Source organism: Achromobacter pulmonis, from assembly GCF_021733725.1.
Taxonomy (GTDB): domain Bacteria; phylum Pseudomonadota; class Gammaproteobacteria; order Burkholderiales; family Burkholderiaceae_B; genus Achromobacter; species Achromobacter pulmonis.
Genome location: NZ_JAIFOT010000001.1, coordinates 1193949 through 1214112, shown reverse-complemented (window position 1 = coordinate 1214112; position 20164 = coordinate 1193949). Strand labels below are relative to the sequence as shown.

At 69.4% G+C, this 20164-nt stretch carries 19 protein-coding genes; 6 read left to right on the top strand and 13 right to left on the bottom strand.

Annotated elements, in window-relative coordinates; all coding sequences use genetic code 11:
* The first annotated feature begins 116 nt into the window (after positions 1–116).
* Positions 117–1115 carry a Bug family tripartite tricarboxylate transporter substrate binding protein gene (locus K2W61_RS05580; protein ID WP_419761588.1) on the top strand — a complete coding sequence of 333 codons (999 nt, stop codon included), beginning with the start codon at positions 117–119 and terminating at the stop codon, positions 1113–1115.
* A 67-nt stretch (positions 1116–1182) separates the two neighbouring features.
* Here the strand turns inward: K2W61_RS05580 and K2W61_RS05575 are convergent, their stop codons facing one another.
* The 13 genes from K2W61_RS05575 to K2W61_RS05515 all read right to left on the bottom strand — a co-directional run bounded on the left by K2W61_RS05575 (position 1183) and on the right by K2W61_RS05515 (position 15096).
* Positions 1183–2436, bottom strand: coding sequence for a D-amino acid dehydrogenase (locus K2W61_RS05575; RefSeq protein WP_175135003.1), 1254 nt, complete (start codon positions 2434–2436; stop codon positions 1183–1185).
* 50 nt (positions 2437–2486) lie between these two features.
* Entirely contained in the window at positions 2487–3986 is a 1500-nt protein-coding gene (locus K2W61_RS05570; RefSeq protein WP_236755167.1) for an N-acyl-D-amino-acid deacylase family protein, read from the bottom strand.
* Between the two features lie 7 nt (positions 3987–3993).
* On the bottom strand, positions 3994–4659 hold the full coding sequence (locus K2W61_RS05565; RefSeq protein WP_175135005.1) for a TetR/AcrR family transcriptional regulator: 666 nt from the start codon (positions 4657–4659) through the stop codon (positions 3994–3996).
* Positions 4646–5575, bottom strand: coding sequence for a DUF6963 family protein (locus K2W61_RS05560; protein WP_175135006.1), 930 nt, complete (start codon positions 5573–5575; stop codon positions 4646–4648). The genes K2W61_RS05565 and K2W61_RS05560 overlap by 14 nt, the downstream gene beginning before the upstream one ends.
* A 9-nt stretch (positions 5576–5584) precedes the next feature.
* Complete coding sequence (locus tag K2W61_RS05555; RefSeq protein ID WP_175140155.1) at positions 5585–6484, bottom strand: carbohydrate ABC transporter permease; 900 nt, start codon at positions 6482–6484, stop codon at positions 5585–5587.
* Positions 6474–7418 (bottom strand): carbohydrate ABC transporter permease, encoded by a 945-nt coding sequence (locus K2W61_RS05550; protein ID WP_236755166.1) that lies wholly within the window; start codon positions 7416–7418, stop codon positions 6474–6476. Before K2W61_RS05550 ends, K2W61_RS05555 begins: the two co-directional genes overlap by 11 nt.
* A complete protein-coding gene (locus K2W61_RS05545; protein WP_175140154.1) occupies positions 7415–8536 on the bottom strand; it encodes an ABC transporter ATP-binding protein in 1122 nt (373 codons plus the stop codon). The genes K2W61_RS05550 and K2W61_RS05545 overlap by 4 nt, the downstream gene beginning before the upstream one ends.
* A 4-nt stretch (positions 8537–8540) precedes the next feature.
* Complete coding sequence (locus K2W61_RS05540; protein ID WP_236755165.1) at positions 8541–9977, bottom strand: ABC transporter substrate-binding protein; 1437 nt, start codon at positions 9975–9977, stop codon at positions 8541–8543.
* A 224-nt stretch (positions 9978–10201) separates the two neighbouring features.
* Complete coding sequence (locus K2W61_RS05535) at positions 10202–11164, bottom strand: Nudix family hydrolase (protein WP_236755164.1); 963 nt, start codon at positions 11162–11164, stop codon at positions 10202–10204.
* Positions 11157–12023 (bottom strand): ATP-binding protein, encoded by an 867-nt coding sequence (locus tag K2W61_RS05530; RefSeq protein WP_175135407.1) that lies wholly within the window; start codon positions 12021–12023, stop codon positions 11157–11159. Before K2W61_RS05530 ends, K2W61_RS05535 begins: the two co-directional genes overlap by 8 nt.
* A gap of 132 nt (positions 12024–12155) precedes the next feature.
* On the bottom strand, positions 12156–13382 hold the full coding sequence (argJ, locus tag K2W61_RS05525; RefSeq protein ID WP_175135408.1) for a bifunctional glutamate N-acetyltransferase/amino-acid acetyltransferase ArgJ: 1227 nt from the start codon (positions 13380–13382) through the stop codon (positions 12156–12158).
* A 122-nt stretch (positions 13383–13504) separates the two neighbouring features.
* Positions 13505–14545, bottom strand: a complete 1041-nt coding sequence (locus K2W61_RS05520) for a hypothetical protein (RefSeq protein ID WP_175140152.1) — start codon at positions 14543–14545, stop codon at positions 13505–13507.
* 56 nt (positions 14546–14601) lie between these two features.
* A complete protein-coding gene (locus K2W61_RS05515; RefSeq protein ID WP_175135410.1) occupies positions 14602–15096 on the bottom strand; it encodes a MarR family winged helix-turn-helix transcriptional regulator in 495 nt (164 codons plus the stop codon).
* Positions 15097–15405: 309 nt separating this feature from the next.
* On the opposite strand from K2W61_RS05515, the gene K2W61_RS05510 reads away from it, so the two are divergent.
* From K2W61_RS05510 to K2W61_RS05490, 5 genes are all read left to right on the top strand, one after another.
* Positions 15406–16569 carry an ABC transporter substrate-binding protein gene (locus tag K2W61_RS05510; protein ID WP_175135411.1) on the top strand — a complete coding sequence of 388 codons (1164 nt, stop codon included), beginning with the start codon at positions 15406–15408 and terminating at the stop codon, positions 16567–16569.
* 138 nt (positions 16570–16707) lie between these two features.
* Positions 16708–17628, top strand: a complete 921-nt coding sequence (locus tag K2W61_RS05505) for a branched-chain amino acid ABC transporter permease (RefSeq protein ID WP_175135412.1) — start codon at positions 16708–16710, stop codon at positions 17626–17628.
* Entirely contained in the window at positions 17628–18596 is a 969-nt protein-coding gene (locus K2W61_RS05500; RefSeq protein ID WP_419761587.1) for a branched-chain amino acid ABC transporter permease, read from the top strand. The genes K2W61_RS05505 and K2W61_RS05500 overlap by 1 nt, the downstream gene beginning before the upstream one ends.
* Complete coding sequence (locus tag K2W61_RS05495) at positions 18593–19393, top strand: ABC transporter ATP-binding protein (protein ID WP_175135413.1); 801 nt, start codon at positions 18593–18595, stop codon at positions 19391–19393. Before K2W61_RS05500 ends, K2W61_RS05495 begins: the two co-directional genes overlap by 4 nt.
* Complete coding sequence (locus tag K2W61_RS05490; protein ID WP_175135414.1) at positions 19393–20097, top strand: ABC transporter ATP-binding protein; 705 nt, start codon at positions 19393–19395, stop codon at positions 20095–20097. Before K2W61_RS05495 ends, K2W61_RS05490 begins: the two co-directional genes overlap by 1 nt.
* The last annotated feature ends 67 nt before the right edge of the window (positions 20098–20164 follow it).

The window sequence follows — 20164 nt, the reverse complement described above, 5'->3', positions numbered from 1 at the left end:
GCCAGCCCGCGACACGAAGGCCTGCCCACGGCAGCGCCGGCCGTGTCGAACCGCGAAGTACCGATGCACCCGATTCCGTTTGATCAATCGAACACTTCACACGAAGGGGAAAGAGGATGGGCAGGTTGTTTCGTGCAGGAACCGGCGCCGTGCGGGCGCTCGCGGGGGCGGCCGCGATAGCGGGCGCCATGATTGCCCCGGCCGCCGCGGCCACGTGGCCGGAGCGGCCCATCACCCTGATCGTGCCGTTCCCGCCGGGCGGCACCACCGATATCTTTGCGCGCACCATCGCCGAGCACTTGCGGCCGGCGCTGGGCCAGTCCATCGTGGTCGAGAACAAGCCCGGCGCTGCCGGCAACCTGGGCGTGGCGGCGGCGGCGCGCGCCCGGCCGGACGGCTACACCATCGTGCTGGGCTCGATCGGCACGCAAAGCGTCAATGAGTTCCTGTACAGCAACATCGGCTTCGATCCCGCCACCGACCTGGTACCGCTGGGCATGATCGCGTCCACGCCCAACGTGATGGCGGTCGCGGCCGGTTCGCCGTGGCGCACGTTGCAGGATGTCGTGGCCGCGGTGAAGAAAGACCCGGGCAAGTACTCCTATGCCTCGCCGGGTATCGGGTCTTCAGTGCACCTGACGGGCGCCTATTTCGAATCGATGGCCGGCCTGCAGATGCTGCATGTGCCGTTCAAGGGCTCGTCGGCGGCGATACCGGCGGTGATCGGCGGGCAGGTCGACATTCTGATGGACAACCTGCCCAGTTCGATGGCCGCGCTCAAGGCCGGCGACCGTCTGCGCGGCATCGCGGTGACGTCGGCCGAGCGCAGTCCGGCCGCGCCCGACCTGCCGACCATGGCCGAAGCCGGCCTGCCCGGCTTCGAGGTCACGGCCTGGTCGGGCCTGTATGCGCCGCGTGGCACGCCGGCGCCGGTCGTCGAAAAACTGATCGCCGCCATGAAGCAGGCGCTGCAATCTCCCGCCTTGAAACAGTCGCTGGCGCAGGGCGGCGCCACGCCGGGCAACCTGTTCGGCGCCGACCTGGCAGCCTTCGAGGTGAAGGAACGCGACAAGTGGGGCAAGCTGATCCAGAGCCGCGCCATCAAGGCGGACTGAGGCCGGGACGGCGGCCGGGCGCGTTGCCGGCCGCGATCATGCGGAACGCGCCGCTGCCGGCGCGCCTTCAGGCCGCCAGGGCGAATGCGGCCGCCTCGACCGCTGGACGCTGGCCGCGCATCAGGTCGACCAGCATGCGCGCGCTGCCGGCGGCCAGCGTAAAGCCCAGGCCGCCGTGGCCGGCATTGAGCCACAGGTTGTGCCACGGGGTGGCGCCGATCAGCGGCTTGCCGTCGGGGCGCGCCGGTCGCAGGCCGGCCCAGGTCTGCGGCGCGCCGGCCGGATTCAGGCGCGGGAAGAAGCGCGCCACATCCGCTTCCAGGCTGCGTGTGCGGCGCGGATCGACGGCGCCGTCGGCGGCGCCGATATCGACCATGCCCGCCACCCGCAGGCGCTGCCCCAGCCGGGCATAGACCACCTTGCGGCCGATGTCGCTGATGCTCGAGGCGGGCGCGATGCTGTCGGGCGTCAGGGCGTAGGTCAGGCTGTAGCCCTTGAGCGGATAGATGCGCAGGTCCAGCCCGATGCGGCGCGCCAGCGCCTGGGCGCCGATGCCGCCGGCCAGCACGTAATGGTCGGCCTGCAGCTCGCCTTGCGGCGTGGCCAGCGCGACGATGCGGCCGCCTTCGGCGCGCAACGCCGTGACCGGGGTGTCGAAATGAAAATCCACCGCGCCGGGCGCGGCGCGCAGCAGGCGTTCGAGTTCGGTGCACAGCCTCAGGCAGTCTCCGGCGTCCTCGGTGGGCGTGTAGATGGCGCCGGCGATGCTGGCGCCGATGTCGGCCAGCGCCGGCTCCAGGTCGAGGCAGGCCTGTCGGTCCAGGGCGCGTTGCTCGCAGCCCAGCGTGGCCTGGTAGTCCCTCTGCGCCAGCGCGCGGCCGTAGGCGGCGGCGTCCTGGTACACCAGCAGCTTGCCGCGCGAGCTGAAATCGAAATCGGGCCGTTCGCGCTCGACGAGATCGTGCACGCATTGGCGGCTGTAGAGTCCCAGGGCCAGCAACTCGCGGGTGGTGGCGCGGCTGCGGCCATGGGTGCAGGCCTGCAGGAAATGCAGGCACCAGCGCCATTGCGCCGGGTCCAGCCGCGGCCGCCAGCGCAGCGGCGTGTCGCGGCCCAGCAGCCAGGCGGGCAACCTGGGCAGCACGGCGGGGTCGGCTAGCGGCGCGACGAAGCTGTAGCTGAGCTGGGCGCCGTTGGCCCGGCTGGTGGCCAGGCCGGGGCCGGGCCCGGCGTCGACCACGCTGACCCGATGGCCTTCGCGGTGCAGATAGTAGGCGGTGGCCATGCCGACCACGCCCGCGCCGATGACGATTGTGTGCATGATGCTCCGGGAACGGGGCGCCGCCCGCGAGCGGCGCCGGATGACGGGATTCAGGCGGCCCAGGCAGGCGTCTCGAAGCCGGGCGCGGCGCGGTCCGCGCCGCGCAACAGGCGGCCGGGGCGGGCGCCGGTGGGCGCCCCGCCGGCTTCCACCAGTTGGCCATTGACCAGCACGGCCTGGATGCCGGCGGACGGTTGCAGCGGCTCGGCGAAGGTGGCCATATCGGCCACCCTGGCCGGGTCGAACACCACCACGTCGGCATAGCTGCCGGCGCGCAGCACGCCGCGATCGCGCAGGCCGAACTGGGCCGCGGTCAGGCTGGTCATGCGGCGGATCGCCTCTTCCATGCCCAGCACCCGCATTTCGCGCACATAGCGTCCCAGCACCCGCGAGAACGCGCCCCACAGGCGCGGATGCGGCCGCTGGTCGTGCGGCAGGCCGTCGGAGCCGATCATCACGCTGCCGTGGCCGATGACGCGCTTGACGTCGTCTTCGTCCATCGAGAAATAGATGGCGCCGCCAGGCGACAGCTCCTCGGCCAGGCGCTGCGGGTCCTTGCCCTCGCGCGCCGCCAGTTCGCGCAGATCCACGCCCTGGATCTCGGGCCGCGCCTGCGACCAGGTAACGATGATCTTCTCGCCGGCCGGCACCCGGCGCGGTTCCAGGATGGTGGACGAGGCGGCGTAGGGGTAGACGTCCATGCCCAGCGGCTGGTCGGCGCGCACGCGGTCGAACAGCGCCAGCGTTTCGGCGGTGCGGCCGTGGTTGTGCTTGCCGGTGACCTTGTGGTGCGACAGGATCGCCGGCACGTCGGCGGCGCGGCCGATCAGGAAGGCTTCTTCCATGGCGTCGCAGACGTGGTCGGCCTCGTCGCGCAGGTGGGTGGTGTACAGGCCCTGCCAGGACGACAGCGGCTCGGCCACGCCGATCACTTCCTCGGTGCTGGCGTGCATGGCGGTGGGGTAGTACAGGCCGGTGGACAGGCCCGCGGCCCCGGCCGCCATGGCCTGGTCCAGCGCATGGCGCATGGCGGCGATCTCGCGCTTGTCGGCGGGCCGGTCCAGGCGCGCCATGGCCGACACCCGCAGGCTCGAATGCCCCACCAGGGCCAGGCTGTTGACGGCGGCCGGGCTGGCGTCGAGGGCGGCGGCGTAGTCCTGCATGCGGGCATACAGTTCGCCGGTGTGCTGCGCCAGCAGGTTCAGCGGCGGCGGCACGGCATCGCCGGGCGCGTGCACCGGCGCCAGGCTGATGCCGCAGTTGCCGGTGACCACGGTGGTGACGCCCTGGCTGACCTTGGGCCGCATCAGCGGCGAATTGAGCAGGGCGCGGTCGTCGTGGGTGTGGCAGTCGATGAAGCCCGGCGCCACCACCTGGCGGCTGGCGTCGATGCGGCGCGCCGCCCGCCAGCCCGAGCCGTCGCCGAGGGCGGCGATGCGTTCGCCGCGGATCGCCAGGTCGGCGCGGCGCGCCGGGCCGCCCAGGCCGTCGGCAATGCGGCCGCCGCTGATGATGAGGTCATATTCCTGCGGGTCGGGTTGCGCGGGCATGGGGCGGTCAGGTCTCGGTGTCGGCGGGCGGCCGCGGCTTCTTGCGGCGCGCCTCCAGGTTGGCCAGGGATTCTTGGTTGAGCGCAGCGGGAAAACCGTGCTTGACCAGGTGTTCGAGCGCGCCGTTGATGCGGTCCCAGCCTTCCGGGGTGCGCAGCGGCACGCCCAGGAAGTGGCTTTCGGTCTTGGCGCGCAGCATCAGGTACAGCACGCCCGCCAGCATCACGCTGACCACGGCGGGCGTATCCATGTCGTCGGTCAGGCCGTCGACGCGGTCGATGAAACCGCGCGCGGCGCGCTCGCGGCGTTCGGCCAGCGGCGCGGACACCTCGTTGCGTTCGATCAGCTCCCAGCGGCGCACCTCGCGCAGCGTCTCGTTGCCGGCCAGCGCGTCGAGCTGCGCGCGCAGCATCGACAGCACCAGTTCGCCCGGGCTGCGCTGGCTGGATTCGCCGGCGGCCAGCAGGCCGGGGTTGCGGGTCCAGAAGTCCTGTTCCTGCATCCAGGCCAGCATCAGGCCGGGCATGCCGTCGAAGTAGCGGTAGATCAGCTCCTTGCTGACGCCGGCGCGCTTGGCGATGGCGTTGATACCCACGCCGCCCATGCCGGTTTCCTTGATCTGGTCTTCCAGCGCTTGCAGTATCTGGCGCTCGGTATTCTCACGTCGGGACATTGGCCGGTTCCTTCATGATGATGAGGGAGCGGGCGGGGTCCGGCAGACCGAACACCCGGCCGTCGGCCATATCCACAACGAGTTCGCTGACGGTATGGCCGATATGCCTGCCATCTTGCCAGACTTCGCTGCCCAGGTAGATGGCATTGGCGCGCCGCCGGGTCACCGGCAGCGATGGGTCGGCCTGTTCGATGGCGGTGACGCGCAGCCGGTCGTCCACCCGCACCCGGTCGCGCGGGCCGGCGGTGATGGCCACGGGAGCGCGCAGGCTCAGGGCGCGATAGGCGCCGACGCCGCCGGTCAGCACCTGCCAGGCCAGGTCGGCCATGGCCTCGGCCAGGGGCGGGCAGGGAAAGATCGAATTGTGCAGCAGCGCCAGCCGGCTGGCGCCGTCGTCGCGCCCGGCCTGGCCCTGGTCGGGCCGGCGCGCCACGCGGGCGCTGTTGCCGCAGGCCAGTTGGCCGGACGCGGACAATGCGATCAGGCCGGCATCGACTTCCGGATGCGCATGCAGCACCTCGGCCACGGCGACCTGCGCCGGCTCGCCCGCCGCCAGGCGCCGCAGCACTGCCTGATTGAGTGGCACGCCGTCGGCGCCGGGACGGTTGGGCAGGCGGTGGCCGGTCACCAGGCCGACGCCATCGGCGCCGGGCAGGAACTGCGCCAGCGGTTCGGGGCGGTCGGGGCCGCTTTCGATCAGCGCGGCATGGCGCGCCCGCAGCCAGGCCGGCGGCAGGTCCAGCGCGGTGACGCCGCCGCGCTGGCAGGCCGCATGATGAACCCGGCCTGCCTCGTCCAGCACCGCGAACACGGCGAAGCCGCCGATGGCGCCGTGGCCCAGCAGCTCGGCGCCCAGGGCGGCGGCGCGCACGGCCGCGCCGGCGTTGGATCCGTATGCCGCGATGCCGATGGTCATGCGTGCTTCCTAGTCCGTGTTGCTCGTCACGGGATCGACGATGTTCAGGTTGGTGATGAAGCGCTGGAACAGCATGGCCAGCGCCAGCGGCGGCAGGGCGGCCAGCATGCTGGCGGCGGCGAACAGCCCCAGGTCGGCGCGAAAGCCCGGCATCAGCGGCGACAGGCCCAGCAGCGCCGCGGACAGGGTCTGGGCCGAGGTGCCGCCGGTCAATACGATGGCGAACAGCAGGTCGTTCCAGCCCACCAGGAAGGCGATGATGAAGGCCGCCGCGATGCCCGGCAGCGCCATCGGCAGGGTCACGTGGCGCAGCATCTGCCAGCGGGTGCAGCCGTCCATGCGCGCAGCCCGTTCGATCTCGACCGGCAGCGAGGCGAAATAGCCCATCAGCACCCACGACAGCAGCGGGATCACGGCGGTCAGGTAGACGATCCACAGGCCGAACAGGCTGCCGGCCAGGCCGATGGCGGCGAAGAACACGTAGTACGGGATCAGCAGCGCGATGGGCGGCAGCGTGCGCGAGGCCAGCAGCACGTACAGCAGCGGCCCCTTGAACGGAAACTCGAAGCGCCCCAGCACATAGCCGGCCAATGTGGCGATGGCGGTGCCCGCGGCCGCGGCCGGCAGCGCCACCAGCGCGCTGTTGACGAACCCCGCCATGATGGCACGGGTCTGGCCGCCGAAGATGGAATCGGAACTGGACAGGCCCAGCACCCGCAGATAGTTGTCGAAGGTGTAGCCCCCAGCATGGTTCGCCACGCCCATGATGATGGCCGACTCGTCCATGAACGAGGCCTTCAGCGTCCAGTACAGCGGGAACAGGCACCAGAACGCCACCAGGGCCACGCCCGCGCCCACCAGCCAGGGGCGCCAGCCTTCGCCGGCCACGCGGGCCGCGTCATTGCGCATGATGGCCTCCTTGCGTGCGCTTCTTGCGGATCAGCATGAAGTAGGCGGTGGCCAGCAACAGCGACAGCACCGTCAGCAGGAATGCCGCGGCCGAGGCCAGCCCGTACTTCGAGAACTCGAAGTTGTAGCGGAAGATCAGCAGCGGCAGGATCTGCGTGGACGTGCCGGGCCCGCCGCGCGTCAGCGAGAACAGCAGGTCGAATTGGCGTACCGCCTCCACCGTCATCACCACCAGCACGATCAGCGTGGTGTGCTTCAGGTGCGGCAGGGTGATGTGGCGAAAGCGCGCCAGCGGGCCGGCGCCGTCCACCCGCGCCGCGCGGTACAGATCGCGCGGAATGGTCTGCAGCGCCGCCAGGTAGAAGAAGCTGCCCAGCGGCGCGATGTGCCAGACGAAGGCCAGCGCCACCCAGAACAGGGCCCAGTCGCTGTTCAGCCACACCGTGCCCGGACCGGCCAGCCCGAGCGGCGCCAGCAGGCCGGTGAGCGCGCCGAAGCTGGGATTGAGCAGGAACGAGAACACCGTCGCCGTCACCACCTGCGACATGGCCCACGGCAGCAGCGCCAGGCCACGCACCAGGCCGCGCAGCGGCATGTCCTCGTTCAGCACCAGGGCGATGCCCAAGGCCGCCACGAACGAGCCGGCCACGCACATCGCGACGAAGCCCAGGCTGCGCCAGATGGCATCGGTGACGGCGCTGTCGGACAGCACTTCGCCATACAGGTCGGCGCCGACGAACTCATGGGTCCGCAGGATGGCGTTGGTGTCGTGCAGGCTGAGCCAGAACGAATAGCCCAGCGGCACGCCGATGATGAGGGTGTTGAGCGCGTACACCGCGATGATCACCGTGAGCGCGAAGCCCAGGTCCGACATCTCCTTGCCGCCGCGGGCGGGCAGCGGCACGGACGCGCGCGGCAGGCTGGCGGCGCTCATGCGCGCGGCTCCTCGCCGCCATGGACCCGCAGGCCGGCGGCGTCGAACAGGTACAGGCGGGCCGCCGGCAACGCCAGCGCGATCGGTGCGCCGACCTCGTAGCGCCGTTCCGGCGACAACCTGGCGCGCAGCCGCGGGCCGTCCTCGCCGGCGGTGGTGATGTCGATGAACTGGTCCGAACCCACCGGCTCGACTGCCCACACCCGGCCCTGCAGCAGCAGGCCGTCGCCGGCCAGCGGCGCCGGCGCCATGGCCTCGGGGCGGATGCCCAGGGCGGCCTGGCTGCCGGCCGGCAGCCGGCGCGCGGCGGCCGCCAGCGCGGCGGGCAGCGGATAGGTGCCGCCCGCATTGCGCAGCGCCGGCGCGCCGTCGTGCGCCTCCAGCGTGCCGCGCAGGAAGTTCATGCCGGGGTTGCCGATGAAGTCCGCCACTTCCATGGTGGCGGGGCGGCGGTAGATGGTGTCAGGGTCGGCGAACTGCAGCAGGTTGCCGCCCGACATGACGGCGATGCGGTCCGCCAGCGTCATGGCCTCGACCTGGTCATGCGTGACGTAGATGAAGGTCGCGTTCAGGCTGCGGTGCAGGCGCTTGAGTTCGACCCGCATGTCGGTGCGCAGCTTGGCGTCCAGGCTGGACAGCGGCTCGTCGAACAGGAACAGGTCGGGGTCGCGCACCACCGCGCGGCCGATCGCCACGCGCTGGCGCTGCCCGCCCGACAGCTGGTAGGGTTTGCGGTCCAGCATCGATTCGACCCGCAGCAGCGCGGCCGCCCGGTCCACTTTGGCGCGCACTTCGGCGGCCGGCAGCTTCTGCATGCGCAGCGGAAAACCGATGTTCTCGCGCACCGTCATGTGCGGATAAAGCGCGATGCTCTGGAACACCATGGCGACGTTGCGCCGGTGCGGCGGCACCTGGTCCACGCGCCGGTCGTCAATGCGGATCTGGCCGCCGGTGGGCGTGTCCAGGCCGGCGATCATGTTCAGCGTGGTGGTCTTGCCGCAGCCCGACGGCCCCAGCAAAACCACGAATTCGCCGTCGCGGATGTCCAGGTCGAGCGAGCGCACCGCCTGGAAGTGGGTGTACGACTTCTCTATGCCTTGCAGGCAGACGCTGGCCATGTCATCAGCTCCGCTTGAGGATCTTGGCGTACTTCTTGTACAGGCCGTCCCAGCGCGCGCGCAGTTCAGTGGCCACCTGGGCCGGCGTGCGAGTGCCCTTGATCAGCATGTCCTGCGCGATCATCTCGTGCATGCCGGTGTCCCATTCCTGGTACCACGGCGCTTTCAGGATGTTGGCGGCCACGGCCTTTTCGCGGCCCTCGAACAGCCATTGGTAGACCTGCTCCCGATGCGCCGGATACATCCATTTCATGATGGCGGCGCGGCTGTCGGGGTCGCGGTACAGCTCGGGGAAGGGCACTTCCAGGTTGGCCTTGGCGATCCAGTTCTTGTGCGTGGTCAACTGACCGGCACGGTCGCGGTAGCCGAAGTACTTGACCAGCTCCCACAGCGCGGCCTGCTCGGCGTCGCTGCGCTTGCGCGTCGACATGCACAGCAGCGCGTGCCCCACCAGCACGGTGTCGTGGGTGGCGCCCGGCACCACCGGGTTGTAGCTGGAATAGTCGGCGATCTGGCTCTTGGCCGGATCGTTGTAGTTGAAGCTGTAGTAATCGATGTTCAGGTGGAAGGCGTGCTGGCCCTTCATCCAGGAACTGGAGGTCTCGGTGCCTGACCACGTCAGCACGGCGCGCTGCACCAGTTCGTCGTCCCACCAGCGCTTCCAGTCGGACAGCACCTTGGTCAGTGGGGTGTCGGGGCCGAAGGTGGCGCGCAATTCGCCGTCGACGAAACGCTCGCCCTCGGCAAAGCATTGCGCGATCAGGGCCCACGGCAGGCCGGTCCAGGCGTTGTACCAGGGCATCAGCATCGGATGCTCGGCCAGCCCCTTTTTCTTGATGTCGCGCGCCTGCTTTTCGACCGTGGCCCAGTCCTGCGGATAGTCGGCGGCGTTGGCGGTGCCGCCGTAGCCGGCTGCGCCCAGGATCTTCTCGTTGCGGAACAGCGCGTAGGGGCCGCCGTTGTAATAGGTCAGGCCGAGGTAGCGGCCGTCGGTGGCCTTGGCGTCCTCGACGATGCCGGGAAACATCTGCTTCTGGATCTCGTCCAGGCCGGGCATGTCGTCGATCGGTCGGATCCAGCCGGCCGCGTACCAGCGCGAGGCCTGGCCGCGCTGGGCGTAGAACATGTCCAGCGGCGCCTTGGCGGCCAGTTGCGTTTCCAGCACCGCGGCGTAGTCGCCGGGGATGGGCGACAGGTTCACCGGCACGCCGCTTTCCTGCGTGAAGCGGGCGGCGCCCTGTTGCACGATTTCGCTGCCCCAGGGCCAGAAGGCGAAGGTCAGTGGCGAGGCCGCCTGTGCCAGCGCCCGCAGGGGCCAGCCGCCGGCCGCCAGCCCGGCCGCGCCGGCCAGGCCTGCGGCGCCGCGCAGGATGAAGTCGCGACGCTGGGCGTCGGCCGGGAATGGACCGCAGCGGTCATCGGGAGGGGGAGGCAGGGGCATGCTGGACTTCCTTGTTGTGGGAACGACGACAAAGAAACGGTGCAGCAAAAGCAATCAAGCGGGACGGCAGGACGGTGGCGCCGGCCCTCAAACGTGACCACTTGGTCACATCAGTCGCCAAGATAGGACGCCGCCACCTTTTGCGGCAAGGGGGGAGTTTCCCTAGGGCGTAAAAAAACCGGCGCGGCGCGCCGGTCGTGGGCGGGTGGCGATCCAGGCCCGCGTCAGATCAGGCCGCGGATGCCGGCGATGCCGTGCGCGCCGTGGCGCAGGGCCTGCGAGACGGTCTGGGTGGATTGCCCGCCGATCGCGAAGACCGGGATGCCGGCATCGCGGTTGCCGGCGACGAAGCCGTCCCAGCCCAGCGTCGGCGCGCCCGGGTGGCTGGGCGTGTCCAGCACCGGGCCGAGCACGGCGAAATCCGCGCCCAGTTCGCGCGCATGCACCACCTGGGCGTTGTCGTGCGCCGAGACGCCCACCAGCGCGCCCGCCGGCAGGTCGGGCCGGGCCGTCAGCCGCGCGGCGTCGGCGCTGCGCAGGTGCACGCCGTCGGCCTCGCGCCACCAGGCGGCCGGATGGGCGCTGTTGACCAGCACCCGCGCGCCCGCGGCGTGGCAGCGCTTGACGATCTGCAGCAAGGCCTCGCGCAGCGAGGCCGAGGCCGGGCCGTCGGGCCATTGCGGTTCGCGCAACTGCACCAGCTTGACGCCGCGCGCCAGCGCCGCGTCCAACCGGCCCAGGAAGGAGGACAGGCCGGCGCGCGAGCCGATGGAACTGATGCCATAGGCCGTCGGCAGCTGCAGCCAGCGCAGCGGCGGCAGGGTGGCCGGCAGCAGGTCGCCGACCGCCGCCGCATTGGCCGGATCGACCCACTCCAGGCGCTGGTTTTCCAGGCTGCGCGGCTCGCCTTCCCAGGCAGTGACGTGGCAGAACGCCAGCCGCACCGTGGTGTGCGGATAGGCGTGCACGTAGGTCACCCACGGCCGCGACTGCGTCACGCGGATGCCGATCTCTTCCTGCAGCTCGCGCGCCAGCGCCTGCAGCACGGTTTCGCCGGGTTCGAGCTTGCCGCCGGGCAGTTCCCACCAGCCCGACCAGGGCTTGCCTTCGGGGCGTTGGCCCAGCAGCAGCATGCCGTCCGGGCGCAGGATCAGGCCGGCGGCGACATCGATGATTTTGTCAGACATGGCGGGCAGCCCAGTCGCGGGCGAATTGATAGGCGACACGGCCCGAGCGCGAGCCGCGCTCGATGGTCCATTGCAGCGCCTCGGTGCGGGACGGTTCGATCTGCGCTTCCGGGCAGCCCAGCTCGCGCAGCCAGTGGTAGACGATGTCGAGGTAGTCGTCCTGCTTGAAGGGATAGAACGACAGCCACAGCCCGAAGCGCTCGGACAGCGAGATCTTCTCTTCGACGGTTTCGCCGGGGTGGATCTCGCCGTCGGGCTGGTGCTTGGCCTGCAGGTTCTCGCTCATGTATTCCGGCATCAGGTGGCGCCGGTTGGAGGTGGCATAGATCAGCACGTTGTCGCCCGCGGCGGCGACCGAGCCGTCCAGCACGGACTTGAGCGCCTTGTAGCCGGCCTCGCCTTCCTCGAACGACAGATCGTCGCAGAAGACGATGAAGCGCTCGGGGCGCGAGGCCACCAGTTCGACGATGTCGGCCAGGTCGGCCAGGTCGGACTTGTCGACCTCGATCAGCCGCAGGCCGCGGTCGCCGTAGGCCGCGAGCATGGCCTTGACCAGCGAGCTCTTGCCGGTGCCGCGGGCGCCGGTCATGAGGACGTTATTGGCGGGCTTCTTGTCGATGAATTGCCGCGTGTTGCGGTCGATGATGCCTTTCTGGCGCTCGATGTGCTGCAGGTCTTCGAGTTCGATGCGGGCCACGTGGCGCACGGCGTCGAGCCAGCCGCGCGAACCGCGTTTGCGCCAGCGGAAGGCGTGGGCGTTCCAGTCGATGTCAGGCGGGGCGGGGGGCAGCCAGGCTTCGAGCTGTGCCAGCACGCGCTCGGCGCGCTGGATGAGGGTGGTGAATTCGGTCGCGGTCACGGTGTGGTCCAGGAAGAGCGAACGGACGGGCCCGGCATCGGTCCCGCGTCGCTTTCGCGGGCGCCGTCGGATCCGGCAGACAATGCCGGGGTTCCGCGCCCGGGGATCAGCCGGGCGGATGGCGGGTCTTGATCAGGAACGGTAGTCGGCGTTGATCGACACGTACTCGTGCGAGAAGTCGCAGGTGTAGACGGTGTCATTGACCTGGCCGCGGCCCAGCGCGATGCGCACGCTGATCTCGGCCTGCTTCATCACGCGCTGGCCGTCGGCTTCCTGGTAGTCGGGGTTGCGGCCGCCGTCCTTGGCCACCAGCACGTCGTCGAGCCACAGGCGGATCTTCGACACGTCCAGGTCGTCGATGCCGGCGTAGCCCACGGCGGCCAGGATGCGGCCCAGGTTGGGGTCCGAGGCGAAGAAGGCGGTCTTGACCAGCGGCGAGTGGGCCACGGCGTAGGCCACCTTGAGGGCTTCCTCGGTGGTGCCGGCCTCTTCGACGCGGATGGTCATGAACTTGGTGGCGCCTTCGGCGTCGCGCACGATCTTCTGCGCCAGTTCCAGCGCGGCGGCGGTCAGCGCCTCGCGCACGGCGGCGTAGGCGGCGTCGGACTCGGCATTGACTTCGACGCCCGACTTGCCCGTGGCGACGATGATGAACGAGTCATTGGTGGAGGTGTCGCCGTCGACCGTGATGCGGTTGAACGACGCGTCGGCGATTTCCACCGCCAGCTTGCGCAGCAGCGGCTGGGCGATGCCGGCGTCGGTGGCCAGGAAGCTCAGCATGGTCGCCATGTTGGGGCGGATCATGCCGGCGCCCTTGCTGATGCCGGTGAAGGTGACGGTCTTGCCGTCGATCTGGACGCGGCGCGATGCGATCTTGGGCAGCGTGTCGGTGGTCATGATGCCGTGCGCCGCGCTCGACCAGTGGTCGGCGCCCAGGTTGGCGATGGCGCCCGGCAGGCCGGCGAACAGGCGGTCCAGCGGCAGCGGTTCGAGGATCACGCCGGTCGAGAACGGCAACACCTGGGCGGCGGGCACGCCCAGCAGGCGGCCCAGTTCGGCGCAGGTGTCCTGGGCCTTCTTCAGGCCTTCGGCGCCGGTGCCGGCGTTGGCATTGCCGGTGTTGATGACCAGCGCGCGGATCGGGCCGCCGTCGGCCAGGTGGGCCTGGCACACCTGCACGGGCGCCGCGCAGAAACGGTTGCGGGTGAACACGCCGGCCACGCTGCTGCCTTCGGCCAGGCGGAAAACCGTCAGGTCGCGTCGGTTGGCTTTGCGGATGCCGGCCTCGGTAACGCCGATTTCAACGCCGGCAACAGGGAAAATTTCGGACTCGGAGGGGATCTGCAGGTTAACGGCCATGACTTCGTCTCATGAATGAGCTGGACGGAAATCGCCGCCAGCGAAAGGCGGCGCGTGGGGGAAAGCTTCGTATTATCCCACTGCTTTGCGACAGGCGGCGGCGGGCGCCGGAGCGCCGGCCGTCAGGGCGCGGTGCGCATGGCGGCCACGTCCAGCACCCCGGCATCGCGGTTCGAGAGGATGGCGCGCACGGTGCCGTCGGGCGCCTGCAGCACCGACATGCCGGCCGCGATCTCCTTGCCGTCGGCCTGGCGCGCGGCGCGGCCGCGCGAGGGCGAGAACAGCAGGTCGCCGGGCTGCATGCCGGGTACGCGCGGGCTGGCCGTGAGCATGCGGGTGCCGGTGGGGTAGGTGATGCTGCCCAGCGTGCTCTCGCGCCCCAGCAGGCCCTCGAACCCCAGCAGGCGGCGCTGCGCGTCCAGGGTCATGTCCACCTTCAGCAGCGGCATGCCGGCCACCGACAGGGGGTCGCTCCCCTCGGCGCGCAGCAGCCAGCGCGGCGCCGGGTTGGCGGGATCGGGCGCGCTGGCGCGCACCGCCTCGTCCACCTTGAGCCAGGCGCCAGCCGGCACCGGCTGCTGGTCCAGGGTATTGCCGATGGCCAGGTGGCAACTGGAGAACCGCGGCTGGCCGCTCAGCACGACGAATTCAATCCGATGACCGTGGGCGCAGAGCCAGCCGTCCTGAGCCTGGTCGCGGGCGATCTCGACGGACAGGGTCTCGGGCTGGCGGGCGGTGGCGGCGTAATGGAACAGCCGGGTGGCGCTCACGCCCTGCACGCTGGCCGGGTGGTCGTCGGGAAAGGTGGCGCGGTCGAACGAGGCCGGATCGCCGGCGCTGGCCAGGCGCAGCGCCGTACCCGCCGGCATGTCGACCCCGGCCAGCCGCGCGGGCTGGGCCAGCACCAGGTTGAAGTCGCTGCCGAGGCGGGCATCGCGCTGGGCCGCCAGCCACAGGCTCAGCTGCTGGTAGGGAAAGAGGCCGCCGACCAGGGCCAGCAGCGCCATCAGGACCGTGCCGCCACGGCGATGGCCGCCCAGCCACCGGCGGGCGCCCTGGCTGGTGGCCAGGATGGCCAGCCAGGTCAGCAGCGTCGACAGGCAGGCCAGCGAGATGGCCATCAAGACGTAGTAATTACCGCCAGGAAGAGATACCGGAATCATGCCGGCAATTATGCGCCAAACCGTTGGCGCTTTTCTGGCGGCCGGATCGGACCGCGTCAGTCCTTGGGGCCGGCCGAGCGGGTCGCCACCACCTGTAGTTTCAGTTCACCCAGCGCCTGGAACAGCGCGTTGCGGCTGCCCTCCGGCAGTTCGCCGAACATCGACTTGACCCACGATTCGTGGGCCCGCGCCATTTTGGCGAAGCTCTTGCGGCCTTGCGGCGTCAGCTTGATGAGTGAGCTGCGGCGGTCGGACTCGACCTTGGTGCGCACCACCAGGCCTTCCTTTTCGAGCTGGTCGGTGATGCCGGTGATATTGCCGTTGGTCACCATCATGTGGCGCGACAATTCGCCCATCTTCATGCCCTTGGGCGCGCGCTGCAATTGCGCCATCAGATCGAAGCGCGGCAGGGTGGTGTCGAATTCGTTGCGCAACCGGCTGCGGATCTCGCCTTCGATGAGATTGGCGCAGGTCAGCATGCGCAGCCACAGGCGCAGCGCGTGATGATCATCGGGGGCGGCGCGGGATTCCAGGTCGGGAGCGTCTGTCATGGTGGGGGAAGATTACCGGGAATGCGTGGATGGGTTTGTATTCTTGAGTATCGGGCCGATGTCGGGTAATGTCCGCGCGGGTGCCCGCGCCGTGGATCATTGGTAAAAACCCTAGACTTGTTTTGCCGAATACTTTAAACCTAAACTATGAACCACGCCAGTTCCCCCCATGCCGCATCACGGGATCGGCTGCCACGGGCACCGGTCTGACGGCCGCCTGACCGGGCCGGCGGGCCGGCCATAGAAGTCCTTCGAATCGCAATCCCAGAACAACACCCTCTGCGCGGCTCGCGCACGGAGCACACCACCATGCGTTTCATCACTTCCCTTATTGCCGCCGCCGCCCTGGTGCCGGCACTGGCACACGCCGATCCGGTCAAGGTCGGCATCGCGAATGACATTTCCGGTCCGTTCTCGGCCCTGGGCGCCGAGGCCCGCGACGGCTTCAACCTGGCGATCAAGCAGCTGGGCAGCAAGCTCGGCGGCCAGCCCGCCGAATTCCTGCAGACCGACATGGGCGGCAACCCCGACCAGGCCCGCCAACTGGTCACGCGTTACATCCAGCGCGACAAGGTCGATTTCTTCACCGGCCCGATCGGCTCGAACGTGGCCCTGGCCGTCGGCCCCGCCTTGTTCGCGGCCAAGGTGCCGTACCTGTCGAACAACCCCGGCCCCAGCCAGTTCGCCGGCGCCCAGTGCAACCACTATTGGTTCGGCACCTCGTACCAGAATGACGCTTTCCACGAAGCCGCCGGCAAGGTGGCGGCCGACCGCGGCTTCAAGAAGATGTTCATCATGGCGCCGGACTACCCCGCCGGCAAGGACGCGCTGACCGGCTTCAAGCGCGGCTACAAGATCGCGCCGGGCGACGAGGTCTACACCAAGCTGGGCCAGATCGACTATGCCGCCGAAATCGCCCAGATCCGCGCCGCCAAGCCGGACGCGGTCTATATCTTCCTGCCGGGCGGCATGGGCATCAACTTCGTCAAGCAGTTCGTGTCCGCCGGCCTGTCGCAAAGCGTCAAGCTGATCGGTCCGGGCTTCTCGGCCGACGAGGACGTGATCCAGGCCGTGGGCGAGCCGATGCTGGGCATGTACAACACGGCGCAGTGGGCGCATGACCTGGACGTGCCGCAGAACAAGGCCTTCGTCGAAGCCTTCCGCAAGGAATACAACGGCCGCTACCCGTCGGTGTACGCCGCCCAGGCCTACGACGTCATCATGGCCATGGACGCCGCCGTCAAGCAGGCCGGCGGCAAGGCCTCCGACCGCGAGGCCATCATCAAGGCGCTGGCCAAGGCCGACTACCCCTCGGTGCGCGGCAGCTTCACCTACGGCAAGAACCACTATCCGATCCAGGCCTACTACCTGCGCGTGGTCGACAAGGATGCCAGCGGCCGCATCACCAACAAGCTGGTGGGCAAGGTGTTCGACAAGTACCAGGACGTCTACGTCGGCGACTGCAAGCTGTAAGAACCAAGAACGGCTACATGCAATGTGGCCCCGCCCGCGGGGTCGCACGGATCCGGCTTGGCCGGTCCGTCGCGGCGCCCCCTTGAGGGGGCAAGCGCGCAGCGCTTCGGGGGTGGGGCTGCAGCAGAGGGGATTTTCATGACGTTCACGCTCATCATCGAGCAATTGCTGAACGGTCTGCAGTTTGGGTTGATGTTGTTTCTGATTGCGGCCGGGCTGACCCTGGTGTTCGGCATCATGGACATCATGAATCTGGCGCACGGCTCGCTCTATATGGCAGGCGCTTATGTCGCCGCCGAAACCATGCAGCGCACGGGATCGTTCACGGCCGCCGTGCTGGTCGCCGCCGTCGCCACCGGGCTGGTCGGGGTGGTGCTGGAACTGACGCTGATCCGCCGTCTGGCGCTGCGCGACCACCTGGCCCAGGTGCTGGGCACCTACGCGGTCATCCTCATCGCCAATGATTTGGTCAAGATGATCTGGGGCCCGGCCCCGGTCATGCTGAACATGCCGGCGCTGCTGTCCGGGCCGGTGCGCCTGTTGCCCGATCTGCTGTATCCCGCCTACCGCCTGATGATCATCGTCTTCGGCGTGGCCTCGGCCGTGGGGCTGTACTGGTTCGTGACGCGCACCCGCGCCGGCGTGCTGGTGCGGGCCGGCGCCTCGAACCGCCAGATGGCCACCCTGATGGGGGTGCGCGTGCCGCTGTTGTTCCTGGGCGTGTTCGTGCTGGGCGCCATGCTGGCGGCCGTGGCCGGCGCGCTGCTGGGGCCGATCACCTCGGTGCAGGTCGGCATGGGCGAGGAAATCCTGATCCTGGTGCTGGTGTGCATCGTCATCGGCGGCATCGGCTCGATCCGCGGCGCTTTCGTCGGCGCGCTGCTGGTGGGCATGGTCGACACCGCCGGGCGCGCCTTCCTGCCGATGTTGCTGCGCCAGGTGTTTTCGCCGGCGGTCGCCTCCAGCGTCGGCCCGACGCTGGCGGCCATCGCCATCTACGTGCTGATGGCGGCGGTCCTGGTGTTCCGGCCTTCCGGCCTGTTTCCGGCGCGAGGCTGATGATGCGGACTTCTTCGATGCTCTGGACCCTGGCCCTGCTGGCCGCGCTGGCGGCGTTCCCGCTGGTGGCGCCGGCGCTTGGCCTGGACTTCTATATTTCCTTCGTGCGGCGCGTGCTGATCTACGCACTGGCCGCCACCAGCCTGAACCTGATCCTGGGCTATGGCGGCATGGTGGCGCTGGGCCACGCGGCATTCTTTGGCGCCGGCGCCTACGCGGTCGGCATCCTGGCGATGGCGGGCGTGACCTCGGCCCTGGTGTCGTGGCCGGTTGCGATGCTGCTGGCGGCGCTGTTGGCCTGCCTCACGGGCGCGGTGTCGCTGCGCACCCGCGGCGTGTACTTCATCATGATCACCCTGGCCTTCGCGCAGATGCTGTTCTACATCTTCATCTCGCTGCGCCAGTACGGCGGCGAGGACGGGCTGAACCTGCCGGGCTACTCGTCGTTGCCGGGTATCGATTTGGCCGACGACCGGTCGTTCTACTACCTGGTGTTGGTGATTTTCGTTGTCATGATGTGGCTGTTCGGGCGGGTGACGCAATCGCGCTTCGGCACCGCGCTGCAGGGCATCCGGGAAAACGAGTCGCGCATGGAATCGATGGGGTATCCGGTCTACCGCATCAAGTTGACCTCCTTCACGCTGAGTGGCGCCGCGGCCGGACTGGCCGGCGCGCTGCTGGCCAACCACAACCTGTTCATCTCGCCCAGCCTGATGCACTGGACCCAGTCGGCCAATCTGCTGATCATGGTGCTGGTGGGCGGCATCGGCCTGCGCTACGGCGGCGTGGCCGGCGCGGTGGTGATGCTGGTGCTGGAGGAAGTGCTGCGCCAGTGGACCGAATACTGGCACCTGCCCCTGGGCGTGCTGCTGCTGTGCGTGGTGTTCGGCGCGCCGCGCGGCCTGGTGGGCCTGTTCGGCCCGCTGTTCGGCGGCCGTGCCGCGCAAACCGGCAAGGCGGGATCATGAACCAGACGCACACCTCATCGCAGGCGCCCGCGCTGCGGGCCAGCAACCTGGTGCGCCGTTTCGGCGCGCTGGTGGCCACCGACAATGTCTCGATCTCCTTGAATCCGGGGGAGATCCATGCCCTGATCGGCCCCAACGGCGCCGGCAAATCGACCCTGATCCACCTGCTGTCCGGCACGTTGGCGGCCGATTCGGGCTCGCTGGCCGTGGACGGCCGCGACGTCACCGCCATGAACGCCCACCAGCGCGTGGCGGCGGGGCTGTCGCGCTCGTACCAGATCACCAACATCTTCAAGCAATCCAGTGTGCTGGACAATCTGGTGCTGGCGGCGCAGGCCCACGCCGGCAGCAGCTTCCGCTTCTGGAAGCCGCGCGCCGCCGAAGCGGCGCTGTACGAGCAGGCGCGCGAACTGGCGCGCGAGTGCGCCATCGACGCCAGCCTGCTGGACCGTGCCGCCGGCACGCTGCCGCACGGCGAACAGCGCAAGGTGGAGTTCGCGCTGGCGCTGGCCGCGCGGCCGCGCGTGCTGCTGCTGGATGAGCCCATGGCCGGCATGGGGCCCGACGAAACCCTGCGCCTGACCGAACTGATCGAGTCGCTGCGCGGCCGCGCCGCCATGTTGCTGGTCGAGCACGACATGCAGGCGGTGTTCCGGCTGGCCGACCGCATTTCGGTGCTGGTGTATGGCCGTGTGATCGCCACCGGCACGCCCGATGAGATCCGCGCCAATCCGGATGTGCGCCAGGCCTACCTGGGTGACGATGAAACGGCGCCCGCGCGCCAGGAGAGTGCCTGATGCTCAGCATTGAATCGGCCCAGAGCGGCTACGGCGCCAGCCAGGTGCTGTTCGGCGTGGACCTGGAAATCGGCGCCGGCCAGGTGGTGACGCTCCTGGGCCGCAACGGCATGGGCAAGACCACGCTGCTGCGCACGCTGTTCGGCCAGTTGCCGCTGCGCGGCGGCAAGATCCATTTTGCCGGCCAGGACATCAGCGGCTGGAGCCCGGACCGTATCGCCCGCAGCGGCATGGCCATCGTGCCGGAAGGGCGCCAGTGCTTTCCCAACCTGACGGTGCGCGAACACCTGACCGCCTTCGTGGCCGCGCGCAATCCCGCCATCGGCGAGCCCTGGACGCCCGAGCGCGTCTTCGAGCTGTTCCCGCGCCTGGGGGAACGCGCCCGCAACATGGGCAACCAGTTGTCGGGCGGCGAGCAGCAGATGCTGGCCATCGGCCGCGCGCTGGTGACCAACCCGCGCCTCTTGATCCTGGACGAAGCCACCGAGGGCCTGGCGCCCAAGATCCGCGAGGAGATCTGGCACTGCCTGGCGCGCCTGCGGCAGGCCGGGCAGACCATCCTGGTGATCGACAAGTACGTCGAGCGCCTGCTGAGCCTGGCCGACCGCCACGTCATCCTCGAACGCGGCAAGGTGGTCTGGAGCGGCGACTCCGCAGCCCTGGATGCCGACCGCGGCCTCTGGGAACGTTACCTGGGTGTGTAGCGTGAAAGCCGCAGTTTCGGCGCGGCAGTCAGCCATTTTTTCGATATAAAACGCAATAAACGCGCGG

Bases quoted from the DNA above. Each gene is read 5' to 3' on its own strand.
- K2W61_RS05515 (WP_175135410.1), bottom strand. From the start codon at position 15,096: ATGACAGACGCTCCCGACCTGGAATCCCGCGCCGCCCCCGATGATCAT.
- K2W61_RS05565 (WP_175135005.1), bottom strand. From the start codon at position 4,659: ATGTCCCGACGTGAGAATACCGAGCGCCAGATACTGCAAGCGCTGGAA.
- K2W61_RS05550 (WP_236755166.1), bottom strand. From the start codon at position 7,418: ATGAGCGCCGCCAGCCTGCCGCGCGCGTCCGTGCCGCTGCCCGCCCGC.
- K2W61_RS05510 (WP_175135411.1), top strand. From the start codon at position 15,406: ATGCGTTTCATCACTTCCCTTATTGCCGCCGCCGCCCTGGTGCCGGCA.
- K2W61_RS05540 (WP_236755165.1), bottom strand. From the start codon at position 9,977: ATGCCCCTGCCTCCCCCTCCCGATGACCGCTGCGGTCCATTCCCGGCC.
- K2W61_RS05580 (WP_419761588.1), top strand. From the start codon at position 117: ATGGGCAGGTTGTTTCGTGCAGGAACCGGCGCCGTGCGGGCGCTCGCG.
- K2W61_RS05575 (WP_175135003.1), bottom strand. From the start codon at position 2,436: ATGCACACAATCGTCATCGGCGCGGGCGTGGTCGGCATGGCCACCGCC.
- K2W61_RS05555 (WP_175140155.1), bottom strand. From the start codon at position 6,484: ATGCGCAATGACGCGGCCCGCGTGGCCGGCGAAGGCTGGCGCCCCTGG.
- K2W61_RS05560 (WP_175135006.1), bottom strand. From the start codon at position 5,575: ATGACCATCGGCATCGCGGCATACGGATCCAACGCCGGCGCGGCCGTG.
- K2W61_RS05505 (WP_175135412.1), top strand. From the start codon at position 16,708: ATGACGTTCACGCTCATCATCGAGCAATTGCTGAACGGTCTGCAGTTT.
- argJ (WP_175135408.1), bottom strand. From the start codon at position 13,382: ATGGCCGTTAACCTGCAGATCCCCTCCGAGTCCGAAATTTTCCCTGTT.
- K2W61_RS05490 (WP_175135414.1), top strand. From the start codon at position 19,393: ATGCTCAGCATTGAATCGGCCCAGAGCGGCTACGGCGCCAGCCAGGTG.
- K2W61_RS05495 (WP_175135413.1), top strand. From the start codon at position 18,593: ATGAACCAGACGCACACCTCATCGCAGGCGCCCGCGCTGCGGGCCAGC.
- K2W61_RS05500 (WP_419761587.1), top strand. From the start codon at position 17,628: ATGATGCGGACTTCTTCGATGCTCTGGACCCTGGCCCTGCTGGCCGCG.
- K2W61_RS05545 (WP_175140154.1), bottom strand. From the start codon at position 8,536: ATGGCCAGCGTCTGCCTGCAAGGCATAGAGAAGTCGTACACCCACTTC.
- K2W61_RS05535 (WP_236755164.1), bottom strand. From the start codon at position 11,164: ATGTCTGACAAAATCATCGATGTCGCCGCCGGCCTGATCCTGCGCCCG.
- K2W61_RS05520 (WP_175140152.1), bottom strand. From the start codon at position 14,545: ATGATTCCGGTATCTCTTCCTGGCGGTAATTACTACGTCTTGATGGCC.
- K2W61_RS05570 (WP_236755167.1), bottom strand. From the start codon at position 3,986: ATGCCCGCGCAACCCGACCCGCAGGAATATGACCTCATCATCAGCGGC.